This window comes from Paenibacillus sp. PastM-3 (assembly GCF_029893965.1).
Classification (GTDB): Bacteria; Bacillota; Bacilli; order Paenibacillales; family Paenibacillaceae; genus Paenibacillus_AQ.
Genome location: NZ_JARXXP010000001.1, coordinates 743,445 through 767,282, shown reverse-complemented (window position 1 = coordinate 767,282; position 23,838 = coordinate 743,445). Strand labels below are relative to the sequence as shown.

Here is a 23,838-nt window from a genome sequence, read left to right as displayed (position 1 = left end):
ATGACAGCGGCCTTTCCGCGGCCGGATGCTTTGTTCAGATATAAGAATACTATAGGCGTAACGCCATACATCATCCTTATATTACAGGCTGATTACGGCAAACCGTCCGCTTCCGGATGGTTGAGCCGTTTTTTATGCCTGAGCATGTGCCAGGAGGTGAGCCGCCATAGAGCGGATGTCCAAGAAAGAGCGCCAGCAGAAGCTGCTTCAGATCATCGACGGCAATCCGTTTGTGACAGACCGGGAGCTGACCCGGCAGCTCAAGGTGAGCATCCAGACGATCCGGCTGGACAGGCTGGAGCTGGGAATACCGGAACTGCGCGAACGGATGAAGCAGATGGCAGAGCACTCCTATGATCAGGTGCGTTCACTGCCGCCTGATGAAGTGGTCGGTGACATTGTAGATCTGCAGCTGGACAAGAGCGGTATTTCCATCTTTGAGATCCGTGAAGAGCATGTTTTCTCCAGAAACGGGATCGCCCGCGGCCATTATGTGTTTGGTCAGGCGAATTCGCTGGCAGTGGCTGTGATCAACGATGAGATCGCACTGACGGCTTCCGCCGATATCCGGTTTGTACGGATGGTGCGGCTCGGAGAGAAATGTATTGCCAAAGCGCAGGTGCGTTCACTTGCCGGCCGGGGCGGCAAGGCCGAAGTGGACGTGTTTACATATGTCGGTGAAGAACTTGTGTTTCAGGGTCATTTCGTAGTGTACCGCTCTGCAGTTGAAGAATACAGCGAAGGGGGAAACCGCAATGCTGATCGCCATTGATGCCATGGGCGGAGATAACGCACCTGAATGTAATGTGGAAGGTGCTTTGTCTGCGGCCGCAGAATGGGGCGATACCCAGCTGGTGCTGGTCGGCGACCAAGCCAGACTTGAGCCGCTGCTGAAGAATAAGCCTTCGAACGTGACGGTGCGTCATGCGGGGGAAGTAATCGGTTCCGATGAGGAGCCTGTAAAGGCGGTCCGCCGCAAAAAGGATTCATCCATGGTCGTAGCGGGAAGGATGGTGCGTGAGGGTGAAGCCGATGCCATGATTTCTTCCGGGAATACCGGAGCGCTGATGACTACCGGGCTGCTGGTTGTAGGAAGGATGGACGGTATAGAACGCCCCGCACTGGCCCCGATGATTCCGACTCTTGATGATGTCGGCGTGCTGGCGCTGGATCTTGGAGCCAATATGGACGCCAAACCGCAGCACCTGGCCCAGTATGCACTGATGGGCAGTATATACCGCAGCAAGGTGCATGGGATTGCGCGGCCCCGGGTCGGCCTCCTGAATGTGGGCACAGAGCCGGGCAAAGGCAATGAGCTGACCAAAGAAGCCTATCCGCTGCTTGAAGCGCTGCCGGGCATTCATTTTGTCGGCAACGTAGAAGCGCGCGATGTGCTTACAGGCGCATGTGACGTGCTTGTCTGCGACGGCTTTGCCGGAAATATTCTGCTTAAGACACTTGAGGGGACGGCCGGAGCGATGTTTTCCCTCCTTAAGGAGCAATTCAGCAAATCCCTCAAAACAAAGCTCGGCGCAGCGATTCTGATGCCTGAGCTGAGAAGCCTCAAAGGCAAAATGGATTATAAGGAGCACGGCGGCGCCCCGCTGCTCGGCCTTAGCGGCCTGGTTGTAAAGGGCCACGGCTCTTCGGACGGCAATGCGGTGAAGAATGCGGTCAGACAGGCGCGGATTGCGCTGCAGGCGGGCCTTGTGTCCAGCATATCGAAGGAAATTAGCGGGAAGTGAGTGACGAGATGAATCAGTTGCGTTCGGTAGGGATAATCGGGACAGGAAAATATGTGCCTGAGAAGATATTGACTAACAGCGATCTTGAGAAGATAGTCGAAACAAATGATGAATGGATTGTCAGCCGCACGGGCATCCGGGAACGGCATATTGCGGCACCGCATGAGGCCACCTCGGATCTTGCCTATGAAGCCGCGCTGAAGGCGCTGGAATCTGCAGGGATGAAGGCCGAAGATCTGGAGCTTATTATTATTGCTACTATTACACCTGACACGTCGTTCCCTTCCACAGCCTGTATTCTGCAGGATAAGCTGGGCGCGAAGAGTGCAGCGGCGTTTGACTTGTCGGCAGCATGCTCCGGCTTTGTTTACAGTCTTGCTACAGCTACTAGCTTTATTAAGACCGGAATGTATAACAATGCCCTGGTTATCGGTGCCGACACGCTATCGCGCATTACTGATTATACCGACCGTAACACCTGCGTCCTGTTTGGTGACGGTGCAGGAGCGGTAATTCTCGGTGAGGTTCCGGAAGGACGTGGATTCCAGTCGTTTGACCTCGGAGCCGAGGGTGCTGGCGGCACTCTGCTGAAGCTGGAAGCAGGGGGCTCGCGCCTGCCGGCATCCGCCCAGACTATTGAAGACAAGAAGCATTTCATTTATATGAACGGCCGTGAAGTGTTCAAGTTCGCCGTACGTGTAATGGGTACAGCCACAGAACGCGTTCTGTCCAAGGCGGGACTCGGCAAGGAAAATATTGATCTGTTTGTACCGCACCAGGCGAACATCCGGATCATCCAGTCGGCTATGCAGCGTCTGGATCTGCCGGAAGAGAAGGTGGTCGTCAATGTAGACCGTTATGCCAACACCTCCGCAGCTTCGATTCCGCTTGCGCTGGTAGAGGCGGCAGAGGAAGGCCGGATGAAGGAAGGCGATACCGTACTGATGGTTGGCTTCGGCGGCGGACTTACGTGGGGAGCTTCCGTATTGATCTGGTAAACGAATAATGGACCCCGTACCATCCGCTGGATAGCGGCGGGACAGTGCACGGGTTATGTGAAGGAGTCTGTACAATGGGTAAAATTGCATTTGTCTTTCCCGGGCAGGGTGCGCAGGCAGTCGGGATGGGTAAGGATGTATATGACGCACTGCCGCAGAGCCGTGCCGTATTTGATAAAGGCGACGAGGTGCTCGGATTTTCCTTGAGCCGGCTTGTATTTGAGGGGCCGGACAGCGATCTGAAACAGACTGTAAATACGCAGCCTGCTCTTGTTACAACAAGTGTAGCGTACCTTGAAGCGCTTGCCGGCAAGGGACTGAAGCCGGATTATGTTGCCGGACACAGCCTTGGTGAATACAGCGCCCTGGTAGCCGCCGGCGTGCTTTCCTTCGAGGATGCAGTGCAGCTTGTACGGCTGCGCGGACGTTTCATGGAAGAAGCGGTACCTGGCGGACAAGGGGCAATGGCTGCAGTACTGGGGGCAGAACGCGAGGCGCTTGCCGGGCTGTGCCGCAGTATTTCCGAGGAAGGCAATACTGTCGAGCTGGCTAATGTGAACTGTCCGGGGCAGATCGTCGTCTCCGGCTCTCAGGCGGGCGTTAGCACTGTTGTAGAGCGTGTTAAGGAAGCCGGCGGCAAGCGGGCGATTCCGCTTGAAGTCAGCGGACCGTTCCATTCCTCCATGATGATGGAGGCTGCTGAGCGCCTGGCTGCCGAACTGCAGCGCGTAACCTTTAACCCTCCTGCAGTTCCTGTCGTAGTTAATGTAACGGCCTCACCCGTTACCGATCCCGAAGAGATCCGTGAGCTGCTTGTGCGTCAGGTATACTCACCGGTGCTCTGGCAGGACAGCGTGGAATGGCTGATTGCTAACGGTGTGGACACCTTTGTAGAGATCGGCTCCGGCAGCGTGCTGGCCGGCCTGATCCGCAAAATCGACAAAACGGCTAAGGTAATAGGCATTAACAGTCTGGAAAGTGTGCAGGCTGAACTGTAACTGCCAGAACTTATACGGGGCACATGGAAAGGGGATATAGAATGTTCTCAGCATTACAAGGCCAGACGGCCCTGGTCACCGGCGGCTCCCGCGGAATCGGACGCAGCATTGCGCTGGCGCTGGCGGAGTATGGCGTGAAGGTGGCCGTGAACTATTCCGGAAGCGAGGCTGCAGCGCAGGAGACTGTAGCACGTATTGCCGAGCTGGGCTCTGAGGGCATCGCGCTCAAAGGGAATGTAGGCAGCAGCGAACAGGCGGAGAATCTTGTTAAAGAGGTTATCAACACCTGGGGCAGAATCGATATTCTGGTTAACAACGCCGGTATTACCCGGGACAATCTGATTATGCGCATGAAGGAAGAAGAATTCGATCAGGTCATCGAAACCAATCTCAAAGGTGTGTTTAACTGCCTGAAGGCCGTTACACGTCCGATGATGAAGCAGCGCTACGGCCGGATCATCAATATTTCCTCCGTCGTGGGCGTAACCGGAAATCCCGGCCAGGTCAACTATACGGCTGCCAAGGCAGGCGTAATCGGTATGACCAAATCGGCGGCGCGGGAGCTGGCTTCCCGCGGAATTACCGTGAATTGCATCGCTCCGGGGTTCATTGATACTGACATGACCCGTGAGCTGTCCGATGAAGTCCGCAGCGAGCTGCTGAAGGGGATTCCCCTTGCCCAGCTTGGGCGGCCGGAGGACATTGCTAACACGGCTGTATTTTTAGCCTCGCAGGGGGCAGCTTATATGACAGGCCAGACACTTCATGTGGACGGCGGCATGTACATGTAAGCCTGAAGAAAGCTTGGAACAGCTATGGAGGGAACGGGAAGAGGCGGCCGGAAAGCGTTTTTTATGCTCTATGGTATTTTGACTTCATATCTCGTATAATACCAAAAGAGGAGGTGAACCGGATGTCCGATGTATTGGAGCGTGTAAAACGCATTGTCATCGACCGCTTGGGTGCCGATGAAGCGGAGGTAACATTAGAAGCGTCTTTCAAAGATGATTTGGGTGCTGATTCTCTTGATGTAGTAGAATTGGTTATGGAATTGGAAGATGAATTCGACATGGAAATCTCTGATGAAGATGCAGAGAAGATTACGACCGTGGGTGAAGTTGTGAAGTACATACAATCTCATACCTAGAGTCATATGATTGAGGGTCCCGCCCCCCTGGGGACGGGACTTCTCCTCATTTTACACATCATTTGCAAGTCCAAAGGCTGCCGAGGGCGCACCTTTATCCGGGGGAAATTACAGAACCGCAGGCAGGACATGCTATTGCGGGGATTGCAGTTTATATAGAGATTTCAGAGAGCAGTGCTTCGTTAGAGATGAAGTATACAGCCTACAGATGGGGTGATTGCGTTTGAGTCATAGAGTGGTTGTTACCGGTATGGGCGTTATAACGTCCCTGGGGAAGGATTTGGATACATTCTGGGATAGCCTGATGAACGGCAAGTCCGGAGTATCAACGGTGGATTCATTTGATGTAAGTGACTACACCACCAAGATTGCAGCTTCTGTTAAGGATTTTGATGCGGAGGAGCGTTTCGGCCGCAAGGAAGCCCGCAAGATGGACCGTTTTGTGCAGTTTGCAGTAGCAGCCGGTGAGGATGCGCTGAGAGACAGCGGACTTAAGATCGGTGAAGATATTGATGCAGAGCGGATCGGCGTATCCGTTGGCTCCGGCATCGGCGGTCTGGGAACATGGGAAGACAATCACAACCTGCTGCTTGAAAAAGGGCCCAAGCGTGTGAGTCCGTTCTTTATCCCGATGATGATTGCCAATATGGGTTCCGGACAGCTGTCGATTAACCTCGGCGCCAAAGGTCCTAATACAACAACCGTTACCGCCTGTGCAACAGGAAGCCATTCCATCGGTGAATCATTCCGGCTGATCCAGCGTGGAGATGCGGATGCGATGATCTGCGGCGGTTCCGAAGCGACAATCCGCCCGACAGGTATGGCCGGCTTCTGTGCAATGAGAGCAATGTCCACCCGTAACGATGAGCCTGAGAAGGCAAGCCGCCCGTTTGATGTAGACCGCGACGGTTTTGTAATGGGTGAAGGCGCCGGCATTCTGATTCTGGAATCGCTGGAGCATGCCGAGAAGCGCGGGGCGAAGATCTATGCCGAAGTTATCGGCTACGGCCTGAGCGCGGATGCCCACCATATGACGGACCCGGATCCTGACGGTGCAGCACGCTGCATGAAGATGGCCATCCGTGACGCCGGAATTAATCCGGAGGATATCGATTATATCAACGCGCACGGAACATCCACGCCTGCCGGTGACAAGTCCGAAACGACAGCCGTGAAGAAGGCGCTTGGAGACCATGCGTACAAGGTTGCAATCAGCTCGACCAAGTCGATGACCGGGCATTTGCTGGGTGCAGCCGGCGGCGTCGAAGCGATCATCTGCGGTCTTTCCCTGCAGAAGAATAGGATTGCACCTACGATCAACCTGGACAACCAGGACCCGGAATGTGACCTGGATTATGTTCCGAACGTTCCTCGTGAAGCTGATCTAAATATTGTTATGTCCAACTCATTCGGATTCGGGGGACATAACGCTACCGTTATTCTCAAAAAATACAAACAGTAAGGGGAGAACAGTGCAGTGAAAGGAGACCTGAAGCAGTTACAAAGCCAACTTCAAATCCAATTTCACGATCCTGTACTTCTGAAGCAGGCCTTTACCCATGCATCCTATGTGAACGAACACCGTTTCAACCAGCATCAGGACAATGAGCGTCTGGAGTTTCTGGGCGATGCCGTGCTGGAGCTTACGGTTTCCGAATATTTGTACAACCTGCTGCCGGACAGGCCTGAGGGAGAATTGACCAAGCTGAGAGCCGCAATTGTCTGCGAGCCTTCTCTGGTCAAGTTTGCCGAGAGCCTGGGCTTCGGCCGGTTTGTGCTGCTGGGCAAAGGGGAAGAACTTACGGGCGGACGTACCCGCCCGGCCTTGCTGGCCGATGTGTTTGAATCCTTCGTGGGAGCGCTTTATCTCGATCAGGGCCTGGAGACAGTGCGCTGCTTTCTGGATAATCATGTTTTCCCGCTGGTGGAGACGGACGGCAAGCTGCAAATGCAGATGAGCGATTTCAAGACAGAGCTTCAGGAGCTGATACAGCATCACGGTTTAGGTACGCTGGAATATCGGATTATTGAAGAGCGTGGACCGGCGCATGAGCGTGAATTTGTTTCTGAGGTGTATATGGCCAGCCAGTCACTCGGCAGAGGCAACGGCCGTTCCAAGAAAGAAGCGGAACAGCAGGCTGCGGCAGCGGCGCTTTTGCGGCTGAAGGAAGACGGTGCTTGAAGCTGTAGTTGCAATCGTACAAGATAAGGCTACCTCAAGCAATTAGCGGAGGAGAGCAGCAATGGTCTGAATGCCGGCGTCTAGGCGGAGGTCAGACCTTTGCTGCTCTTTTTCGTTTTAGGGTACAGCATCCAGTATAGGCCCTACTTTGTGGGGTTATTTCAGAAACGCTATGTTATAATAGGTCAGAGGTGATAGGCGAGTTATGTTTTTGAAACGGATCGAATTGGCTGGCTTTAAATCTTTTGCCGACAAAACCGAAATGGAGTTTGTGCGCGGCATCACCGCTGTAGTAGGGCCAAACGGCAGCGGCAAAAGCAATATATCCGACGGGATCCGCTGGGTGCTTGGTGAGCAGAGCGCAAAATCACTGCGCGGCGGCAAGATGGAGGATATTATCTTTGCCGGCAGCGATGCCCGCAAAGCGGTGAACTATGGCGAGGTTTCGCTGACCCTGGATAATGAGGATCACGTGCTGCCGCTGGATTTCAGCGAGGTAACAGTGACCCGGAGAGTGCACCGCAGCGGTGAAAGTGAATATCTGATCAATAAGCAATCGTGCCGGCTGAAGGATATTACAGAGCTGTTTATGGATACCGGTATCGGGCGTGAAGCGTATTCCATTATCGGCCAGGGCCGGATTGAAGAAATTCTCAGTACCCGTTCCGAAGACCGGCGCGGGATTTTTGAAGAGGCCTCAGGGATTGTTAAATATAAATCGCGTAAAAAAGACGCCGGGCGCAAGCTGGATGAGACGGAGCAGAACCTGCTGCGTATTCATGATCTGCTCAGTGAGCTGGAGGACCAGATCGGTCCGCTCAAGGAACAGTCCGAGAAGGCGATCCGATATAAGGAGCTGCGGGAAGCGCTCAAACAGCAGGAAATATCGGTCTATGTTCATCAGATCGAAGGGATTCATACTGCCTGGAAGGAAGGTAATGCACGGCTTGAGGTGCTAAATAAGGAACAGCTGGAGCTATCTACCATAGTGTCTGCGCATGATGCCAAGCTGGAAAGCGGACGGGCTGAGCTGCGGACATTAGAGGAGCAGGTGGAGAAGCTGCAGGAGCAGCTGCTCCGTTACAGTGAAGCTTATGAAAAGAGCGAAGGCTATGGCGAAGTGCTCAAGGAGCGCAAAAAGAACCTGGAAGCCAACCGTGAGCAGCTGCTGTCCACGCTCGGTTCCGTAGGTGAGCGTTCGGCAGACCGGCAGCGTGAGCTGGCTGAGCTGGAGCTGAAGCTGCAGCAGGCCCGTCAGGCGCTGGACGATCTCCGGAGGCAGATTGCCGAGGAAGAGAGCAGGCTGGAGGGCGTCGCCGGCGGCATCAGCCAAAGTAAGGAAGAGCAGCTCAAAAGTGCATTGCTTGAACTGATGAACCTGATGGCCCAAGCCCGCAATGAGATCCGCTATGCGGACCAGCAGAAAGAAAGCCTGGAGCGGCGGATGAGCCGGAGCAGAGAAGAAAGCGGCAAATGGACTGCCCGTCTCGAGGAGCTGTCCCTTTCGCAAAAAACGCTGAAGGACAAAATTGCGCAGCTTGGCAATGAGATCTCCAAGCTGCGCAACAGCTATATTACCGAGAGCGAGCAGACCAACAAACGCCATAAGCTGATTGAAGAAACCCAGTCAGGTCTGCGCAAATGGGAGCAAAAGCGTGAAGCGCAGGTGTCCAGGCATGAGACGATGAAAGAAATGCAGGACGACTACGACGGCTTTATGCTCGGAGTCAAGGAAGTGCTGAAGGGGGCCCGCAAAGGGCAGCTTAGCGGCGTTCACGGCGCTGTGGCAGAGCTCATTTCCGTACCGGAGCGGCTGGAAATGGCAGTGGAAACTGCACTGGGTGCTTCGGTGCAGCATGTGGTTATGGAGAATGAAGCAGTATCGCGCCAGGCAATAGCCTTCCTGAAGCAGCGTCAGCTGGGACGGGCCACCTTCCTTCCGCTGGATGTCATCCGGCCGCGCCAGATTAACGGCAGTGACCGCAGCATGATTGAAGGGGCGGACGGCTTTGTCGGCATCGGTGCCGAGCTGGTTGGCTTCGAAGACAAATACAGCAGCATCGTAGGAAGCCTGCTGGGTAACGTAGTGATCGCCGGGAACCTGGAGCAGGCCAATAAGATTGCTGCCAGATGCCAGTACCGCTACCGGGTTGTAACCCTTGAAGGGGATGTCGTAAACGCCGGCGGTTCGATGACCGGAGGCAGCCAGCACAAGAAGAACAACAGCCTGCTGAGCCGCAAACGGCAGATGGATCAGTTATTCGAAGAGATTGAAGAGAGCGAGCGTCAGATCGCCAAGCTGAAGCAGGGCATCGGCCGGCTGAAGGAAGAGCAGGAGAGTGCTTCACGCAAGCTGGAGCAGCTTCGCCATGACGGGGATGAGAAACGTCTGGAGGAGCAGCGTGTTGCCGGCGATCTGAAGCAGCTTGAGCAGGAGCTGCGCCACGTGCAGGAGCAGGTGGATGGAGCCGGTGCGGAGCGCAGCGGCTTTGAAGCTGAAGTGAAGGCGCTGGAGGAAAGCCGGGCACAGGCGGTAGCTGAGCTGGCCCGGCTGGAACAGGAAGAGCAGGCAGCCCATGAGGCGATCCGCAATGCCGAGTCAGAACGCAAAGCGAGCGAATCGGTCAAGGAGGAGCTGCAGAGCAAACTGACCGGCATGAAGGTAACGGAAGGCAAGCTGGACCAGGAGATTTTTTCGCTGGAAGAGCAGCTGCGCCGGATGCGTCAGGATGCCGGATCACAGGACAAAGAGCTGCGCCAGAGCCGCAGTCTCCTCATGACGATGGAGCAGGATCTGGAAGAGAACGTCCGCGAAGCAGTGAAGCAGCAGGAGAACCTGAACAGCTACCGGCTGAAGCGGGATGAAAGCGCGGCAGCGCTTGATCTTGCCCGGGCAGACCGCGCTGCCCTGACACGCAGGCTTGAGCTTGCCGAAGGGGAGACCAAAGACCAGCGGCAGGCCCTTCGCACGGTTGAGGACAAGCTTCGTACAACCGAGGTGTCTGTCGGACGGCTTGATGTGGAGCTGGACAATATTTTGCGCAAGCTTAGTGAAGATTACGAGCTGAGCTATGAGCTGGCCAAACAGCGCTATCCGGTACCGGAGGATGTGCCGGCAGCCCAAATGGAAGTTCAGCGGCTGAAACGCAGTATTTCCGCACTCGGTGAAGTCAGTCTGGGTGCGATTGAAGAATATCAGCGTGTGCATGAACGTTATACCTTCCTCAGCAGCCAGAAGGATGATCTGGTTGAAGCCAAAACAACCCTGTATCATGTCATACATGAGATGGAAGAAGAAATGTCCAAACGCTTCAAACAGACCTTTGATGCCATCCGCCGTGAATTCGGGACGGTGTTCTCGAAGTTGTTCGGCGGCGGGCGGGCCGATCTGCAGCTGCTTGATCCGGAGAATATGCTGGAGACAGGCATCGATATCGTTGCGCAGCCGCCCGGCAAAAAGCTGCAGAATCTGCAGCTGCTCTCCGGCGGGGAACGTGCTCTGACGGCAATGGCGCTGCTGTTTGCCATCCTGCAGGTGAAGCCCGTGCCGTTCTGCGTGCTGGATGAGGTTGAGGCCGCGCTGGATGAGGCCAACGTTGTCCGGTTTGCCCAATACCTGCGCGAATTCTCGGAGCAGACCCAATTTATCGTTGTTACCCACCGTAAAGGCACGATGGAGGAAGCGGATGTGCTGTATGGCGTCACCATGGAGGAAGGCGGCGTCTCCAAGCTCGTCTCCGTGAAGCTGGAGGATGAGGAAGCGATAATCGCATAATAGTGATTTTAACTTAGAGGGGGACCATAATGAGCTTTTTTAAGAAATTAAAAGAAACGATTTCCGGCAAAACGGAAAGTGTAACCAAAAGCTTCCGCGACGGGCTGGAAAAAACGCGTAAAGGCTTCGTTGAAAAGGTCTCCGACCTGATTATCCGCCGCAAAAAGATCGATGAGGAGTTCTACGAGGAACTGGAAGAAATCCTGATCGGAGCTGACGTAGGCGTTAACACAGTCATGACGCTGGTTGAGGAGCTGCGCGCTGAAGTGAAACAGAAGCGCATTGAGGACGCTTCGGAGCTGCAGCCGATTCTTTCCCGCAAGCTGATGGAGCTGCTGCGCGGCGATGATGACAACAGCCTGAAGGAGAACCCGGACGGCATAACCGTCATTCTGTTTGTCGGCGTCAACGGGGTCGGGAAGACTACGACAATCGGCAAGCTGGCTCACCGCTACAAGCAGGAAGGCAAAAAGGTTCTCCTGGCTGCAGGGGATACCTTCCGTGCCGGAGCGATTGAGCAGCTTGAGGTATGGGGGCAACGGGCCGGAGTGGATGTAATCAAGCAGCAGGCGGGCTCTGATCCTGCAGCGGTGATGTTCGATGCCGTACAGGCAGCGAAGCAGCGGAATGTGGATGTGCTGATCTGTGATACAGCAGGCCGTCTGCAGAACAAGAGCAATCTGATGGAAGAGCTGAATAAGATTTTTCGGGTCATTCAGCGTGAGATTCCAAGCGCGCCGCACGAAGTGCTCATGGTGCTGGATGCAACGACCGGGCAGAACGCGCTTAGCCAGGCCAAGCTGTTCGGTGAAAAAAGCGGTGTTACCGGACTTGTACTGACCAAGCTGGACGGTACAGCCAAGGGCGGTATCGTTGTGGCGATCCGTCAGGAAATGAATCTGCCGGTGAAGCTGGTCGGCCTTGGTGAAAAGATGGAGGATCTGCAGACCTTTGATTCCAGCCAGTTCGTCCATGCCCTGTTTGCCGGACTGATTAGCGAGGAAGCGGCTGAGTCCGGAGAAGAGCAGGAATAAGAGTATAATAGATTTTGATCTGACAAGATCGGAAAGAACCCGTTTACCGGCAGAGGCTGGAGAACGGGTTCTTTTTTACAGACACTATACCTAAATATCAACATATGAAAAATTCATAATAGTACTGCTTGTCAGTGCTCCCGCATACAATTCATTGTATCCTTAACGTTACAGCATCCGGAAAATACACTCAGGAGAAAGGAAGCGATTCCATTTATGCGGAATGGTTCATAAACTCCATTTTGCTGTTATATATATTGACATCAAGAATATCATTTACGTATTATGAGAGTAGAATCAAAGTTTTCCGTGGTTCAATCTATTCATTTTAAACGTTTTGTAAACAAACTTAACACATCTGAATATCCGAAAGGAGTCGGGCTCATGTCCAAATTAGATCCTTTGCCCGGTATTTCTCCGTATCCGCTGGAGCATTTTTACGATGAAATGTATGCTGATGAACGGAGTATCCGGCCTCATTACAGACATGTGAGCCGCATGTTTTCCGGGATGAGCCACGAAGAGCTGCATGCCAAGCAGAAACTGATGCAGCGCAGGATGATGGAAGAAGGAATTACCTTTACACTGTATAATCCGGCCCAGGATCAGCCGATGGAGCGGACGATTCCCTTCGATATGATTCCGCGGATTATCCCGAAGGGGGAATGGGAGCGGCTGGAGGCCGGGATCATTCAGCGGATTACCGCACTGAACTTATTCATTCATGACATCTACCATGAACAATACATTGTAAAAGACGGGATCGTACCGCGGCGCATGATCATCAGCAATGTTTATTTCCGGCCCGAGATGTCCGGGCTCAGGGTGCCCGGCGGATCGTACGTGACTACTTCAGGGATTGACCTGATCCGTCATCATGACGGGGAGTATTATGTGCTGGAAGATAATCTGCGTACTCCCTCCGGTTTTTCGTACCTGTTCAAAGGCAGATCACTGATGAACCAGCTGTTCCCTGAACTGGCCTTTGCCAGCCGCGTCAGGGATGTAGACCACAGCCTCAACCGGTTTCTTTCGGTATTGCGCAGCCTGTCTCCGTCCAGAACAAAAGATCCTGTTATAGCCCTGTTGACCCCCGGGCAATACAATTCTGCTTATTATGAACATGCTTTTCTGGCGCAGCAAATGGGCATTCATCTGGTGGAAGGACGGGATCTGGTAGCCCAGGACCATAAAATTTATTTGCGGGAAATGAACAGCCTGCGCAGGGTTGATGTGCTATACCGCCGCCTGGACGATGATTATATTGATCCGCTCGCGTTTCAGCCGAATTCTCTGCTGGGAGTCGCCGGTCTGATGAATGCTTACCGGGCAGGCAATATAGCAATCGCTAATGCTCCCGGAACCGGAGTGGCTGATGACAAAGCCATGTATGTTTATGTTCCGGATATGATCCGTTATTACCTGAACGAAGAGCCGATCCTTGGCAATGTGCCGACCTATCTGCTGTCACGGCCGCAGGAACGCCAGTATGTACTGGATCATTTATCGGAAATGGTAGTCAAGGAGACATCGCTCTCCGGCGGCTACGGGATGCTGATCGGCAGCGAAGCGACGAAGGAAGAGCTGATGGACTTCAGGCTTAAGATTCTTGCTGACCCGGCCCGTTATATAGCCCAGCCGATCATGTCTCTGTCACGTGCGCCGGTATTATCCGGGGCAGAAATGGTACCGCGCCATATCGACCTGCGGGCATTTGTGCTGATGGGTGCGGACCGCAAACCACATGTTATCCCGGGCGGGCTGACCCGGGTAGCAATGAAAGAAAACTCTCTCGTCGTAAACTCTTCACAGGGCGGCGGAGTTAAGGATACCTGGGTTATGGCCTGATGCGTAACAAGGCAGCAGGCTGTTGAAAGACAAAGTGCGGCATCAAAATGTGGGAGCGGAGGAGTGGTGACGATGCTGAATCGCAACGCGGAAGCTTTGTTTTGGATCGGACGATATATTGAACGGGCGGAGAACCATGCACGGCTGATCGATGTCCATTATCATATTCAGCAGGAAGAGGATTTTCAGTCGGAAGGGCATAAATGGTCAAGGCTGATTGATGCATTAGGGGTCAGAAATGAGTATCTCAAGCAGTTTGAGAGCTTTTCCGAGCAGGATGTGCTGTCTTTTATCACACTGGATCTGGGTAATGCCAATTCTTTATTCTCGTGTGTGCACCAGGCGAGGAATAACTTGCGTACACTGCGCCAGCATCTGCCTAGCGAGCTGTGGGATATCGTTAACGGCTTTAATCTCTGGCTCGCGGAGCAGTCCGTAGCGGATATTATGAGCGGTCCGCATCAGTTCTACCAGCAGGTCAAAGAGCGTGCGGCTATGTTTCTCGGCGCGGAGCAGTCCGTAATGCTGCGGGGAAATGAATGGCATTTTATTGAAAGCGGACGGTTTCTGGAACGGGCCGAGAATACGACACGGATTCTGCAGGCCGTTACAGTATCATGCAAATCCAAAGAGAACAGTACCATCTATACCCAGCTGCAGGCTGTATTGAAATCGGTAAGCGGCTATCAGGCCTTCCGCCGTTATTATGCCGATGATATGTCACCGGAGTGCATCCTGGAATTTCTGATCGTTAATGCACGTTTTCCGCGTTCAGTGCGCTTCTCGTTCCACAAGCTGGAGGAGCATCTGGCCAGACTGGAGCTGGATTCTTCAGAAAAGGGCTCTGGGCATGAGAAGGTGATCCGTCAGGCAGGGAAGATTAAGGCCGAGCTGGATTATATGGAAAAAGAGGAGATGTCCGGCGATCTCGCCCTTGATGTCCTGCATTCCCTGATGATCTCGTGCCAGCGGTTAGGGAAGACGATGGAGGGCGCCTTTTTTCGCCGCGAAGGAGCCTATGTATGAAAATTCAGATCAACCACACAACGACCTATTCATATCCGGAGCCGGTTACGGACAGTGTCAATGAAATCCGGCTGACCCCGCGCACTAATTACCGGCAGTCCTGCTACCATCATGAGGTGGAGGTGACTCCGGCGGCGAATCTTTTAACGTATGAGGATTTTTTCGGCAACCGGGTGCATGCCTATTCGGTGAACAAGCCGCATACAGAGATGGTGATTCATACCAAGGCGACTGTCGTGACACTTGATAAAGCACAGGGTGCCGACCTCCCGCATATCCCGCTCGCGGATCAGGTTAAGCTGCTGAATGACGAAAAGTTCCAGAACCGGTATATTGAATTCATTCTGCCGACCCGTTACACGGAGGTTACGCCGGAGCTGGTCGAGTTTGCGTCACAGCACCCTTTTGATGCGGCAGATGATATGTATGCCTGGACCAAAAAGCTGTCCTCGACGATCTATGAGCAGTTTACCTATGATCCCGAAGCGACAAGTGTAAATACTACGGTCAAAAAAGCGCTCAAGCTCAAGCGCGGCGTCTGTCAGGACTATGCCCATCTGATGATTGCCGTCTGCCGGAGTGTCGGGCTTCCTTCACGGTATGTCAGCGGATACCATTTTGTCGGTGATCTGCAGGGCGGTAACGCCGACTTTGAGCAGGCCTCACACGCCTGGGTGGAAACGCATATCCCCGGAACAGGCTGGCTTGGCTTTGACCCTACCAATAATGCGGAAGTGAACTGGCGCTACATCAAGCTGGGCCATGGCCGGGATTACAAGGATATTGTACCGGTAAAAGGTGTATACCGCGGCGGAGCCGGGACACTTAGCGTCAAAGTGGATGTACGTAAGCTGGACAACTGAGGGAAAGAGGCTGCCAAGAAGCTGATAATGGATAGAATGTAAATAGATGTGATGTAAATAGATATGATTAAAAAGGATACTGTTGTAAAAAAGTTGAGCTGACCAGGAGCTATAGTGACGCTGGGTTACTGTGGAGCTCATGTTAGCTACTGGAAAGAAACTTGAGAGCTACAGAAGAGCTGCTGAAAGCTACTGAAGACCGCTTAAGTAGACCGCTTAAGTAGACTGCTCATGTAGCCCCCTAATATGGTTAAGTCCAAAAGCCCCACGTTGTGGGGCTTTTGTATTTACGCTAGCGGTACTGTTGATTAGTAAATATTATAGCGGGGTAGGAGCAGGGTGAAGGAAATGAAAGGCAAAAATGCCCTTGATTTCGCCGGATTAGGCGGATTGGCCGAAATGAACAGTTTGTAACAGGGTACTAAACCAGGAATAGGTGCCTGCTTTGGCACGGTTGCACAAAGTTTGTGCAAAATTTGCACAAGGGTGATTATAATTGAGCCGCAATTGGGTAATCTTGAAACAGAATCACGAATATGGATGATGTGGAAGGAGAGTGTGCATATGAGCCCAAATATAGCTAAAAAACAGCGGTTTATCGGTAAAACAGCCATTATTACAGGTGCGGGCTCCGGGATCGGCAGAGCGGCAGCGATCCAGATGGCGCGCGAAGGCGCCAATGTAGCTCTTTTTGACCTGGTTAATGAACGTACATCGGTGCTGGAGCAGAAGCTGAACAAGCTGCGCAAGGATTGCGCACTGGCTATTGATGTCGATACTTCTGATGCTGAACGGATGGAGGAAGCGGTACGCAGAACGATTGAGCATTTCGGCAGCCTGGATATTGTTTTTGCCAACGCGGGAATTAACGGAGTGGTCGGGCCGATCGAGGAGCTGAGCCTGACGGATTGGCAGAATACGATCAACGTCAACCTGACCGGAACGTTCCTGACACTCAAATATACGATTCCGCATCTCAAGGAAAAAGGTAAGGGCAGTATCATTATTACAAGCTCCATTAACGGAAATACACGGTTTACGAGCTTTGGCTGGTCACCTTACAGCACGACCAAGGCGGGTCAGGTGGCTTTTGCCAAAATGGCTGCGCTGGAGCTGGCCAAATTCAAAATCCGTGTCAACGTTATCTGTCCGGGGGCGATCTCTACCAATATTGATGAATCAACCGAATTCAATGAAGAGGTAGAAGAAATCATCATCCCGATTGAATTCCCGCAAGGAGCCCAGCCGCTGGCTGATGGCCCAGGTAAGCCGGAGAATGTAGCCGATCTAGTCTCCTTCCTCGCTTCTGATGAATCCATTCATATTACCGGAGCGCAGATTGTCATTGATGGAGCAGAATCACTGTTAAGCTAAGACAGTAAAGCAAGCTGGAAAAGATAAGGTTTAAGCGGCAGCCGTACTTCGGGCAGATATAACCGGGGTACGGCTGCTTGTGATGTGCAGGGTTGTAAAGTAAGCAGGGTATGGTAAAATCTGTGCATACTATGAATCTGAAGGAGGTTCCTATGTAACAGGAAGTTACTCTTGAAGTGCCCAAGTGGGTATTCGAGCCAAGAAAGCCGGAACGGTTAACAGCCAAGCTGCTGTAGGGGAAGCAGGTGGATTACGAGGTGTTTGCCGGTCTGCTGAAGCAGGCTTTTGCTGAACTGTAAGTATACAATGGGAGGGGATGGGCCGATGCTGTCATGGCTGGCGGAGCAACGGATTCAGGAGGCAATGAGAAACGGGGAATTTGCAGATTTGCCGGGGCATGGTAAGCCGCTGGAGCTCGAAGACCTGTCAGGCGTTCCCGAAGAGCTGCGGATGTCGTTTAAGATTATGAAAAATGCCGGGATTTTGCCGGAAGAGCTGACTTTGCGGGCGGAATGCGTGACCTTGGAACAATTACTGGCAGCCTGCCGCAACAGCGGCAATGCTAACTCATCTGAGCAGAAATCCCTTGAGTCCAAGTTGACTTTAAAAAGATTGCGCCTGCAGCAGCTCCTGCGTGAGCGGGGTCTGGAAAACAGCAGTATTTTTACGGAATACGGGGATCAGATCCGTCAGCGGCTGTCAGATCAGGAATAATAGCATACCGTGCGCACGGTTCACAGGGTTGTGTGCACCAGGCCGACTTTTGTACAAGCTCGGTCTATGAGACCGGGCTTCCTGACATACATATGATTTTGCTGCAGCGAGTCTGTTGTTTGTTCATTCAATGAGAGTGAATATATTCAGCTGAAGCAGGCATGCGAGAATTTGGACAGCTCCCCGGATGCTTACGTGATGATGACTTTTGTGATGGCTTGCGGTACAAAACCTGAGAATTACTCTGGAACCGCTTGAAATCCCGGACCGTTTCGCCCATGCTATAGGAGGCGTCTGGTGATTCAATCAGAGTGCTCATAAGACAGACACAGTTATGGAGATACAGAATGAAACAGCTTCCGATTATGCAGGTACTTCCTGACCTGAAAAAAATATTGTCCGCTAGCACAGCTGCCGTGCTTATCGCTGAACCTGGTGCGGGTAAGACCACTGGAACGCCGCCGGCTTTTCTGGACGAGCCGTGGATGGCGGGCAAAACGATATTAATGCTGGAGCCGAGAAGACTGGCGGCCCGTTCAGCCGCTGTATACATGGCTGCCTGCCTCGGGGAGCAAGTGGGGCAGACCGTCGGTTACCGGATGCGGATGGACAGCAAAGTAAGCAGACATACACGTATTACGGTTGTTACCGAAGGCGTCCTGACACGGATGCTGCAGAGTGACCCCTCGCTTGGTGATGTCGGACTGGTCATATTTGACGAATTCCATGAGCGCAGCCTCCATGCTGATCTTGGCCTGGCGCTGGCGCTTGAGGCGCAGTCCGTGCTGCGAGAAGATCTGCGGATTCTGATCATGTCGGCTACCCTGGATGCAGAGCGGGTTTCAGCTCTGCTCGGCGGAGCAGCCATCGTCGATTGTCCCGGGCGGACCTTTCCGGTGGAGACAATCTATGCACCCGCGGGAAATGACGCTGTGCTGGAACTATCTGCAGCTTCCGCGGTACGTCGCGCCCTGGCGGAACAGCCGGGCGATGTGCTGGTGTTCCTGCCCGGGGAGCGGGAGATCCGCCGGACGCAGCGCGAGCTTGCCGGCGGCAGCCTTCCTGCGGGCACGGTTCTGCGGCCGCTATACGGCCAGCTTCCGCAGGCGCAGCAGGATGCTGCGGTGGCTGCCGCTGTGCCCGGACAACGCAAGGTGGTGCTGGCGACATCGATCGCCGAGACAAGCCTGACGATCGAAGGGGTGCGCACGGTAATTGATACCGGTCTGCGGCGCACCCAGGTGTTTTCGCCGCGCACCGGGATGCCGCGGCTCACTACCGTGCCGGTATCCAAGGCATCGGCTGACCAGCGGCGCGGCCGGGCAGGCCGGACGGCACCCGGAGTCTGCTACAGGCTCTGGAGCAGGGAGGAGCATGCCCGGCTTCCGGAGGACAACGTGCCGGAAATGCTTGAGACCGACCTGGCGCAGCTCGCCCTGGAGCTGGCGCTGTGGGGCGTGCCGGGTCCTGCCGCGCTGCCCTGGCTGGACCCGCCGCCCGCTGCGCCTTACGCGCAGGGCACGGCGCTGCTTCGCCAGCTCGGCGCGCTGGACGCCGGCGGCGCCATTACGCCGCACGGCCGCAGCATGGCCGCGCTCGGCGCACACCCGCGCGCCGCGCATATGCTGCTGCGCGCGGCTCTGCTTGGCGAAGCGCCGCTCGCCTGCCGGCTGGCGGCGCTGCTGCAGGAGCGGGACCTGTTCAAGGGTCCCGCGGATCAGGGCAGCGACATCACGCTCCGCGTGGAGGCGCTGCTTGCTTTTGAGCGCTCCGGCGTAAGCGGGAGCGCGGACCCGGCGGCTCTGCGCGCGGTGCAGCGCGAGAGCCAGAGTCTCCTGGCGCAGCTGAAGGTTGCGCCAGAGACAATGCCCGGCGACCTCAGCCGCATAGGCCTGCTGTTGTCGTTCGCCTACCCTGACCGGGTAGGCCAGAAACGCGGTGACGGCGCGTTTCTGCTGTCCGGCGGCCGGGGAGCGGCGATGCGCGAGGGGCAGCCGCTGGCCCGCTCAGCCTTCATCGTTGCCGCCGGCGTGGATGACCGCGCCGGGCAGGGACGGATACTACTGGCTGCGGAGCTGTCCGAAGCAGAGCTGCTCTTGCATCACGCAGACAGCCTGACCGAGGAACGGGCTGTCTTCTGGGACAAAGAGAGCGGCAGCGTGAAGGCACACCGGCGGACGATGTTCGGCGCACTCGTATTAAAGGAAACGACGCATGAGCGCCCGGATGCAGAGGAGATTGAGGAGGTACTGCTGTCCGTAATTGCTGCAGAGGGGCTGGATATGCTGCCGTGGGACAAAGGTACGGCTCAGCTGCGTCAGCGGATGGCTTTTATGCACTCGGTCAGAAAAGACTGGCCGGATGTCTCGGATGAAGCATTGCTAAATACATTAGGGGACTGGCTCCGCCACTATCTGCAGGGCATGCGCAATTTGCGGGATCTGCAGCGTCTGCCGCTGTCCAAAGCGCTGGAAGGGATGCTGGACTGGAATGATCGGCAGACGCTCGACCGGGAAGCCCCCACTCACATCACGGTGCCCAGCGGGTCACGTGTGCCGCTGGATTACAGCAACCCGGAAACTCCTGTTCTGGCGGTTAGGCTGCAGGAAATGTTCGGCCAGGTGGATACGCCGCGGATCGGGATGGGACAGGTTCCCGTACTCCTGCACCTGCTCTCGCCGGCAAGGCGGCCGATGCAGGTGACCGCAGATCTGGGGAGCTTTTGGCGCAGTACCTACTTTGAGGTGAAAAAGGACTTGAAGGGACGTTATCCCAAGCACTATTGGCCGGATGATCCGCTGCAGGCGGTGGCTACCAGCCGGACCCGGCCGGGCAATAAATGATCTGTATAGATTCCTAAGCAATAGCTTCTGCCGAGTTCTGCTGAAACAGCTGTGAATGATCAAGCTGCGAAAGAGCAGGACAGCAGCTGGTAGTTTAAGCTATTTTTGGAGTCACAGCCATCCCCCACAGCTAAAAAGCAATCGAATCAATATACTACGTGCAAATTCGTCATCTAATTCTCCGAGAAATCCTGTTAGCGGAGAAACTAGTTGGAAAAACGCCACTTATTTTCGCCGGAATTGCTCTCAGAGCGAGAAATGGCCTGAATTAGATGACGTTTTTCCAACTATTGTTCGCAGAAATGGATTAACACCGGAATTAAGCAGCGAAAATCCAACTAAATAGATTGCACTTGATGTCTGTTCCTCTTTCTAATGGTTATCTCCGTACCGTGCCCTGTTTGATTGAACGATTATGGGGTAATAATGTAGCGAACGACAATTACGAAGGAGGGCTTCAAGTGACTACCCAAAAAATCGTAGGAATCTTTGATACGGAACAAGAAGCAACCAGAGCAATTGAAGATCTGCAGAGCAAGGGCATCAGAAACGATGAAATATCCATCATTACCAGAGACCGTGATGAATTACAAAGTATTTCTGAAGATACAGGCACCATGGCGCCGGAAGGTGTAGCAACCGGAGCAGCCACAGGCGGTGTAGTCGGCGGGGTTGCCGGACTGCTTGCCGGAATCGGGGCGCTTGCCATACCGGGCATCGGACCGATTCTCGCAGCCGGACCGATTGTGGCTACACTGACGGGTGCAGCTATCGGTGCAGGCGCGGGCGGACTTGTCGGCGGCTTGATTGGCCTGGGCATTCCTGAGGACGAAGCGCGTGAATATGAAGGTTATGTCGACAGCGGGAAAATCCTGGTTCTTGTCGATGACAACGGAAGAGGGAATGCAATCCATGATGTCTTCCGCGGTAACCGTTCATTGAACTCCAGCCGGTATGACTCTGTTTACAATACGGATACTACCTCAGACACACTGGCGGACAGAGGGGCCACCAACCCTGACCTTACTCCGGATGATACCACAGTAGGGAACACGCTCGGCAATAGAGGTTCAATGAATGCCGGCAGCGACCCGGATCTCTACAACCGTAACCGGCTGTAACCGGGATCTTGCCTGAATGGCAAGACCAGACCGGAGTAGCCAATCCGGCAAAATGAATAACAGATAACCAAGACTGCATCTTCCGGATCTTATCCGGGGTGCAGTTTTTTTGTATTCTAATTACATAATTTAAACATATGAAAAATTCACACTAGATAGACATTAGCTCTTAAAAATTAAACGACATATGATACGAACCAATATGATGCGAACCAGATTGAGGTGGCTTTAGGGCTGGAACCCGCTCACAAGCGTCATATTGAAGAATTCAGCTAGTTAAATGATGTAACGCGAATTAAAGGGTATAACCCGATGCCTTTTTATTATCGATTCCAATATTGCAACATATGAAAAATTCACAATACAACAATCAAAAAAAAATCTACTCCCTACACCTGCCATCCAAATCCAATCCTCTTCCCTCACCCTAGAAACAGCAAACCCGTAAAAAGTGAACCCGTATCACCCAAATGGTGTACCATTCATTCGTGAAGGGGGTGACAATGCCGCCTTTATTAACTTGTGATTCTAACCGCAACACTGATTCTTTCAGATTATGAAATTAGATAAATAGGCGATATACTAGAGCTAATATTTTCCGCTGACGGATAACGGCTGGCGGGAGAAGAACAGGAGGGATAACATGGCTTTTATGATAGCCCAGCGGGCATTTATCAAGGTGTATCTAATTACGATGGTTGAGCAGCATAAGGGATACGGTTATCAGATGCTTGAGGATATGCGGAGGGATTTCAAAGCCTATGGCTATTCGCCTCCCCAGAGTGAGGTATACCGCGCCCTGCATGAGCTCGTGCAGCAAGGAATACTGTACCGTACCAAGCAGCTCAAGGGGAATGATCCCAAGGTCGATTTTCAGGAAATCGTCCTTTATCATTTTACGGCTGACGGGGAGGAGAAAGCCCGGCTTTACAAAAAACAGGTTAAAACAGATTTGGACCGCTGCCTTGGTATTCTGAACAAAGCGGTTGCAGATAATTATTAGTGTCAGGAATCCTGATCATCCTTATCATGGCCGGGAAGCGGTACTGGTGAGCTTGCGCTCCCGTAATCCTCTACAGAATCCCAGGCGTCGGCATCATCGAACCTGCCGCTATGCTCCTGACGGCTCTGGCCTGCTCCGGAAGGAGGCGGGGTCATCACCTGTTCTTCAACAGGACGCTCGTCCGCAGATTCCCGGCCGGGTACATGCTCTACTGCATAAGGTGTATAAGGAATGGCCTCAAGGCGTTCATATGGGATTTCCTCTTTACTGATGACACAGATCCCATATGTGCCCTCTTCCATGCGCATAAGGGCAGCTTCGATATCTTCCAGCTCATCCCTGAGCGCGTTATTAATGCCGAGATCACGGCTTCGTTCAAAGGTTTCGGTGCCTGCATCCGCAGGATGATTGTCTACAGTTGACAATTCTCCGGTTGATACCCTAAGCGAGTCTCCAAGCAGGCTGTTTTCTTCATCATTATCTTTGAAATGCTGCTCCAGCTCCTGTCTGCGCTCATCCAGTGCATTCTTCAGTGCAGCCAGCTGCTGATCTGTTAAGTGACTCATGGTTCCATCTTCCTTTCGGCGTTTAGAGTAGTGTTATTGTGTAATCTTCCTTACCCTATTCACTAGGCAGGCAATCAGCTGGAGAAAGAGAGCAGAAACTGCAACTTTAGTGATATATTCATACCGCTTTCAGCCTGTTATAATAATTACTGCTAAAAGAACATAGACAAAGCATGGAGGTCACAGCAATGGACGAACATATGAAACGCAGACTGGATAAACAAAGAAAGCTGTTCAGCCAACTTGGTATTACGCTCGATGCACTCACCATACATGAAAAGGAATTCAGCATGAAGCTGCGCGGTTACGATGCCGAAGAGGTGGACACTTTTTTAGATAGTGTGATCAAGGACTACGAACGGTTTTATGCAACCATCGCTGATTTGATGGATAAATGGCAGGAGCAGCAGCTGGAGCTGCGTGAATTGAAGGAGCAGAGCAAGGCAGCAGCAGCAACGCCACCTGTCATCCGAGGAGTAGACCCGCAGGATCTCGAAGATATTGTGGCCAGACTTGAGGGCAACCTGCGCATGTTAAAGGATAAGCTCCCCCGTACAGAGAAATACTTGTAGGCGCTGTGTTTTCACATACAATCCTTTAC

Annotated in this window: 20 protein-coding genes; 19 read left to right on the top strand and 1 reads right to left on the bottom strand. The window is 53.4% G+C overall.

Annotated elements, in window-relative coordinates:
- The first annotated feature begins 175 nt into the window (after positions 1–175).
- The 18 genes from fapR (at position 176) to M2108_RS03375 (ending at position 22,671) form a co-directional block, all read left to right on the top strand.
- Positions 176–772, top strand: coding sequence for a transcription factor FapR (gene fapR, locus M2108_RS03460; protein WP_068725862.1), 597 nt, complete (start codon positions 176–178; stop codon positions 770–772).
- Positions 756–1,745, top strand: a complete 990-nt coding sequence (gene plsX, locus M2108_RS03455) for a phosphate acyltransferase PlsX (RefSeq protein ID WP_277467260.1) — start codon at positions 756–758, stop codon at positions 1,743–1,745. The genes fapR and plsX overlap by 17 nt, the downstream gene beginning before the upstream one ends.
- Before the next feature lie 8 nt (positions 1,746–1,753).
- Positions 1,754–2,743: a beta-ketoacyl-ACP synthase III gene (locus tag M2108_RS03450; protein ID WP_277467261.1), complete on the top strand. Its 990-nt coding sequence runs from the start codon at positions 1,754–1,756 to the stop codon at positions 2,741–2,743.
- A 74-nt stretch (positions 2,744–2,817) separates the two neighbouring features.
- Complete coding sequence (fabD, locus tag M2108_RS03445) at positions 2,818–3,741, top strand: ACP S-malonyltransferase (protein WP_277467262.1); 924 nt, start codon at positions 2,818–2,820, stop codon at positions 3,739–3,741.
- A 41-nt stretch (positions 3,742–3,782) separates the two neighbouring features.
- Positions 3,783–4,532 carry a 3-oxoacyl-[acyl-carrier-protein] reductase gene (fabG, locus tag M2108_RS03440; protein ID WP_277467263.1) on the top strand — a complete coding sequence of 250 codons (750 nt, stop codon included), beginning with the start codon at positions 3,783–3,785 and terminating at the stop codon, positions 4,530–4,532.
- 122 nt (positions 4,533–4,654) lie between these two features.
- Positions 4,655–4,888: an acyl carrier protein gene (locus tag M2108_RS03435; RefSeq protein ID WP_019911228.1), complete on the top strand. Its 234-nt coding sequence runs from the start codon at positions 4,655–4,657 to the stop codon at positions 4,886–4,888.
- Between the two features lie 223 nt (positions 4,889–5,111).
- The gene (gene fabF, locus M2108_RS03430; RefSeq protein ID WP_221799807.1) at positions 5,112–6,350 is read left to right on the top strand and encodes a beta-ketoacyl-ACP synthase II; all 1,239 of its coding nucleotides are present in this window, start codon (positions 5,112–5,114) and stop codon (positions 6,348–6,350) included.
- 15 nt (positions 6,351–6,365) lie between these two features.
- Positions 6,366–7,070, top strand: a complete 705-nt coding sequence (rnc, locus tag M2108_RS03425; RefSeq protein ID WP_277467264.1) for a ribonuclease III — start codon at positions 6,366–6,368, stop codon at positions 7,068–7,070.
- 205 nt (positions 7,071–7,275) lie between these two features.
- A complete protein-coding gene (gene smc / locus M2108_RS03420) occupies positions 7,276–10,845 on the top strand; it encodes a chromosome segregation protein SMC (RefSeq protein WP_277467265.1) in 3,570 nt (1,189 codons plus the stop codon).
- A gap of 29 nt (positions 10,846–10,874) precedes the next feature.
- Entirely contained in the window at positions 10,875–11,879 is a 1,005-nt protein-coding gene (gene ftsY / locus M2108_RS03415) for a signal recognition particle-docking protein FtsY (RefSeq protein WP_277467267.1), read from the top strand.
- A gap of 384 nt (positions 11,880–12,263) precedes the next feature.
- A complete protein-coding gene (locus M2108_RS03410) occupies positions 12,264–13,727 on the top strand; it encodes a circularly permuted type 2 ATP-grasp protein (RefSeq protein ID WP_277467268.1) in 1,464 nt (487 codons plus the stop codon).
- A gap of 72 nt (positions 13,728–13,799) precedes the next feature.
- Entirely contained in the window at positions 13,800–14,753 is a 954-nt protein-coding gene (locus M2108_RS03405; RefSeq protein ID WP_277467269.1) for an alpha-E domain-containing protein, read from the top strand.
- Entirely contained in the window at positions 14,750–15,616 is an 867-nt protein-coding gene (locus M2108_RS03400; RefSeq protein ID WP_277467270.1) for a transglutaminase family protein, read from the top strand. The genes M2108_RS03405 and M2108_RS03400 overlap by 4 nt, the downstream gene beginning before the upstream one ends.
- 564 nt (positions 15,617–16,180) lie before the next feature.
- Entirely contained in the window at positions 16,181–16,990 is an 810-nt protein-coding gene (locus M2108_RS03395) for an SDR family oxidoreductase (RefSeq protein WP_277467271.1), read from the top strand.
- Positions 16,991–17,314: 324 nt separating this feature from the next.
- Positions 17,315–17,704 carry a DnaJ family domain-containing protein gene (locus tag M2108_RS03390; protein WP_277547114.1) on the top strand — a complete coding sequence of 130 codons (390 nt, stop codon included), beginning with the start codon at positions 17,315–17,317 and terminating at the stop codon, positions 17,702–17,704.
- A gap of 347 nt (positions 17,705–18,051) precedes the next feature.
- Positions 18,052–20,547, top strand: a complete 2,496-nt coding sequence (gene hrpB, locus M2108_RS03385; protein WP_277467275.1) for an ATP-dependent helicase HrpB — start codon at positions 18,052–18,054, stop codon at positions 20,545–20,547.
- A gap of 461 nt (positions 20,548–21,008) precedes the next feature.
- Entirely contained in the window at positions 21,009–21,668 is a 660-nt protein-coding gene (locus M2108_RS03380) for a general stress protein (RefSeq protein WP_277467277.1), read from the top strand.
- Between the two features lie 643 nt (positions 21,669–22,311).
- The gene (locus M2108_RS03375) at positions 22,312–22,671 is read left to right on the top strand and encodes a replication termination protein (RefSeq protein WP_277467279.1); all 360 of its coding nucleotides are present in this window, start codon (positions 22,312–22,314) and stop codon (positions 22,669–22,671) included.
- Between the two features lie 2 nt (positions 22,672–22,673).
- Here M2108_RS03375 and M2108_RS03370 read toward each other — a convergent pair whose 3' ends face one another.
- A complete protein-coding gene (locus M2108_RS03370; protein ID WP_277467280.1) occupies positions 22,674–23,237 on the bottom strand; it encodes a TraR/DksA C4-type zinc finger protein in 564 nt (187 codons plus the stop codon).
- Between the two features lie 188 nt (positions 23,238–23,425).
- Between M2108_RS03370 and M2108_RS03365 the strand changes: the two genes are divergently transcribed.
- Positions 23,426–23,809, top strand: a complete 384-nt coding sequence (locus tag M2108_RS03365; protein WP_277467281.1) for a DivIVA domain-containing protein — start codon at positions 23,426–23,428, stop codon at positions 23,807–23,809.
- Positions 23,810–23,838: the final 29 nt, after the last annotated feature.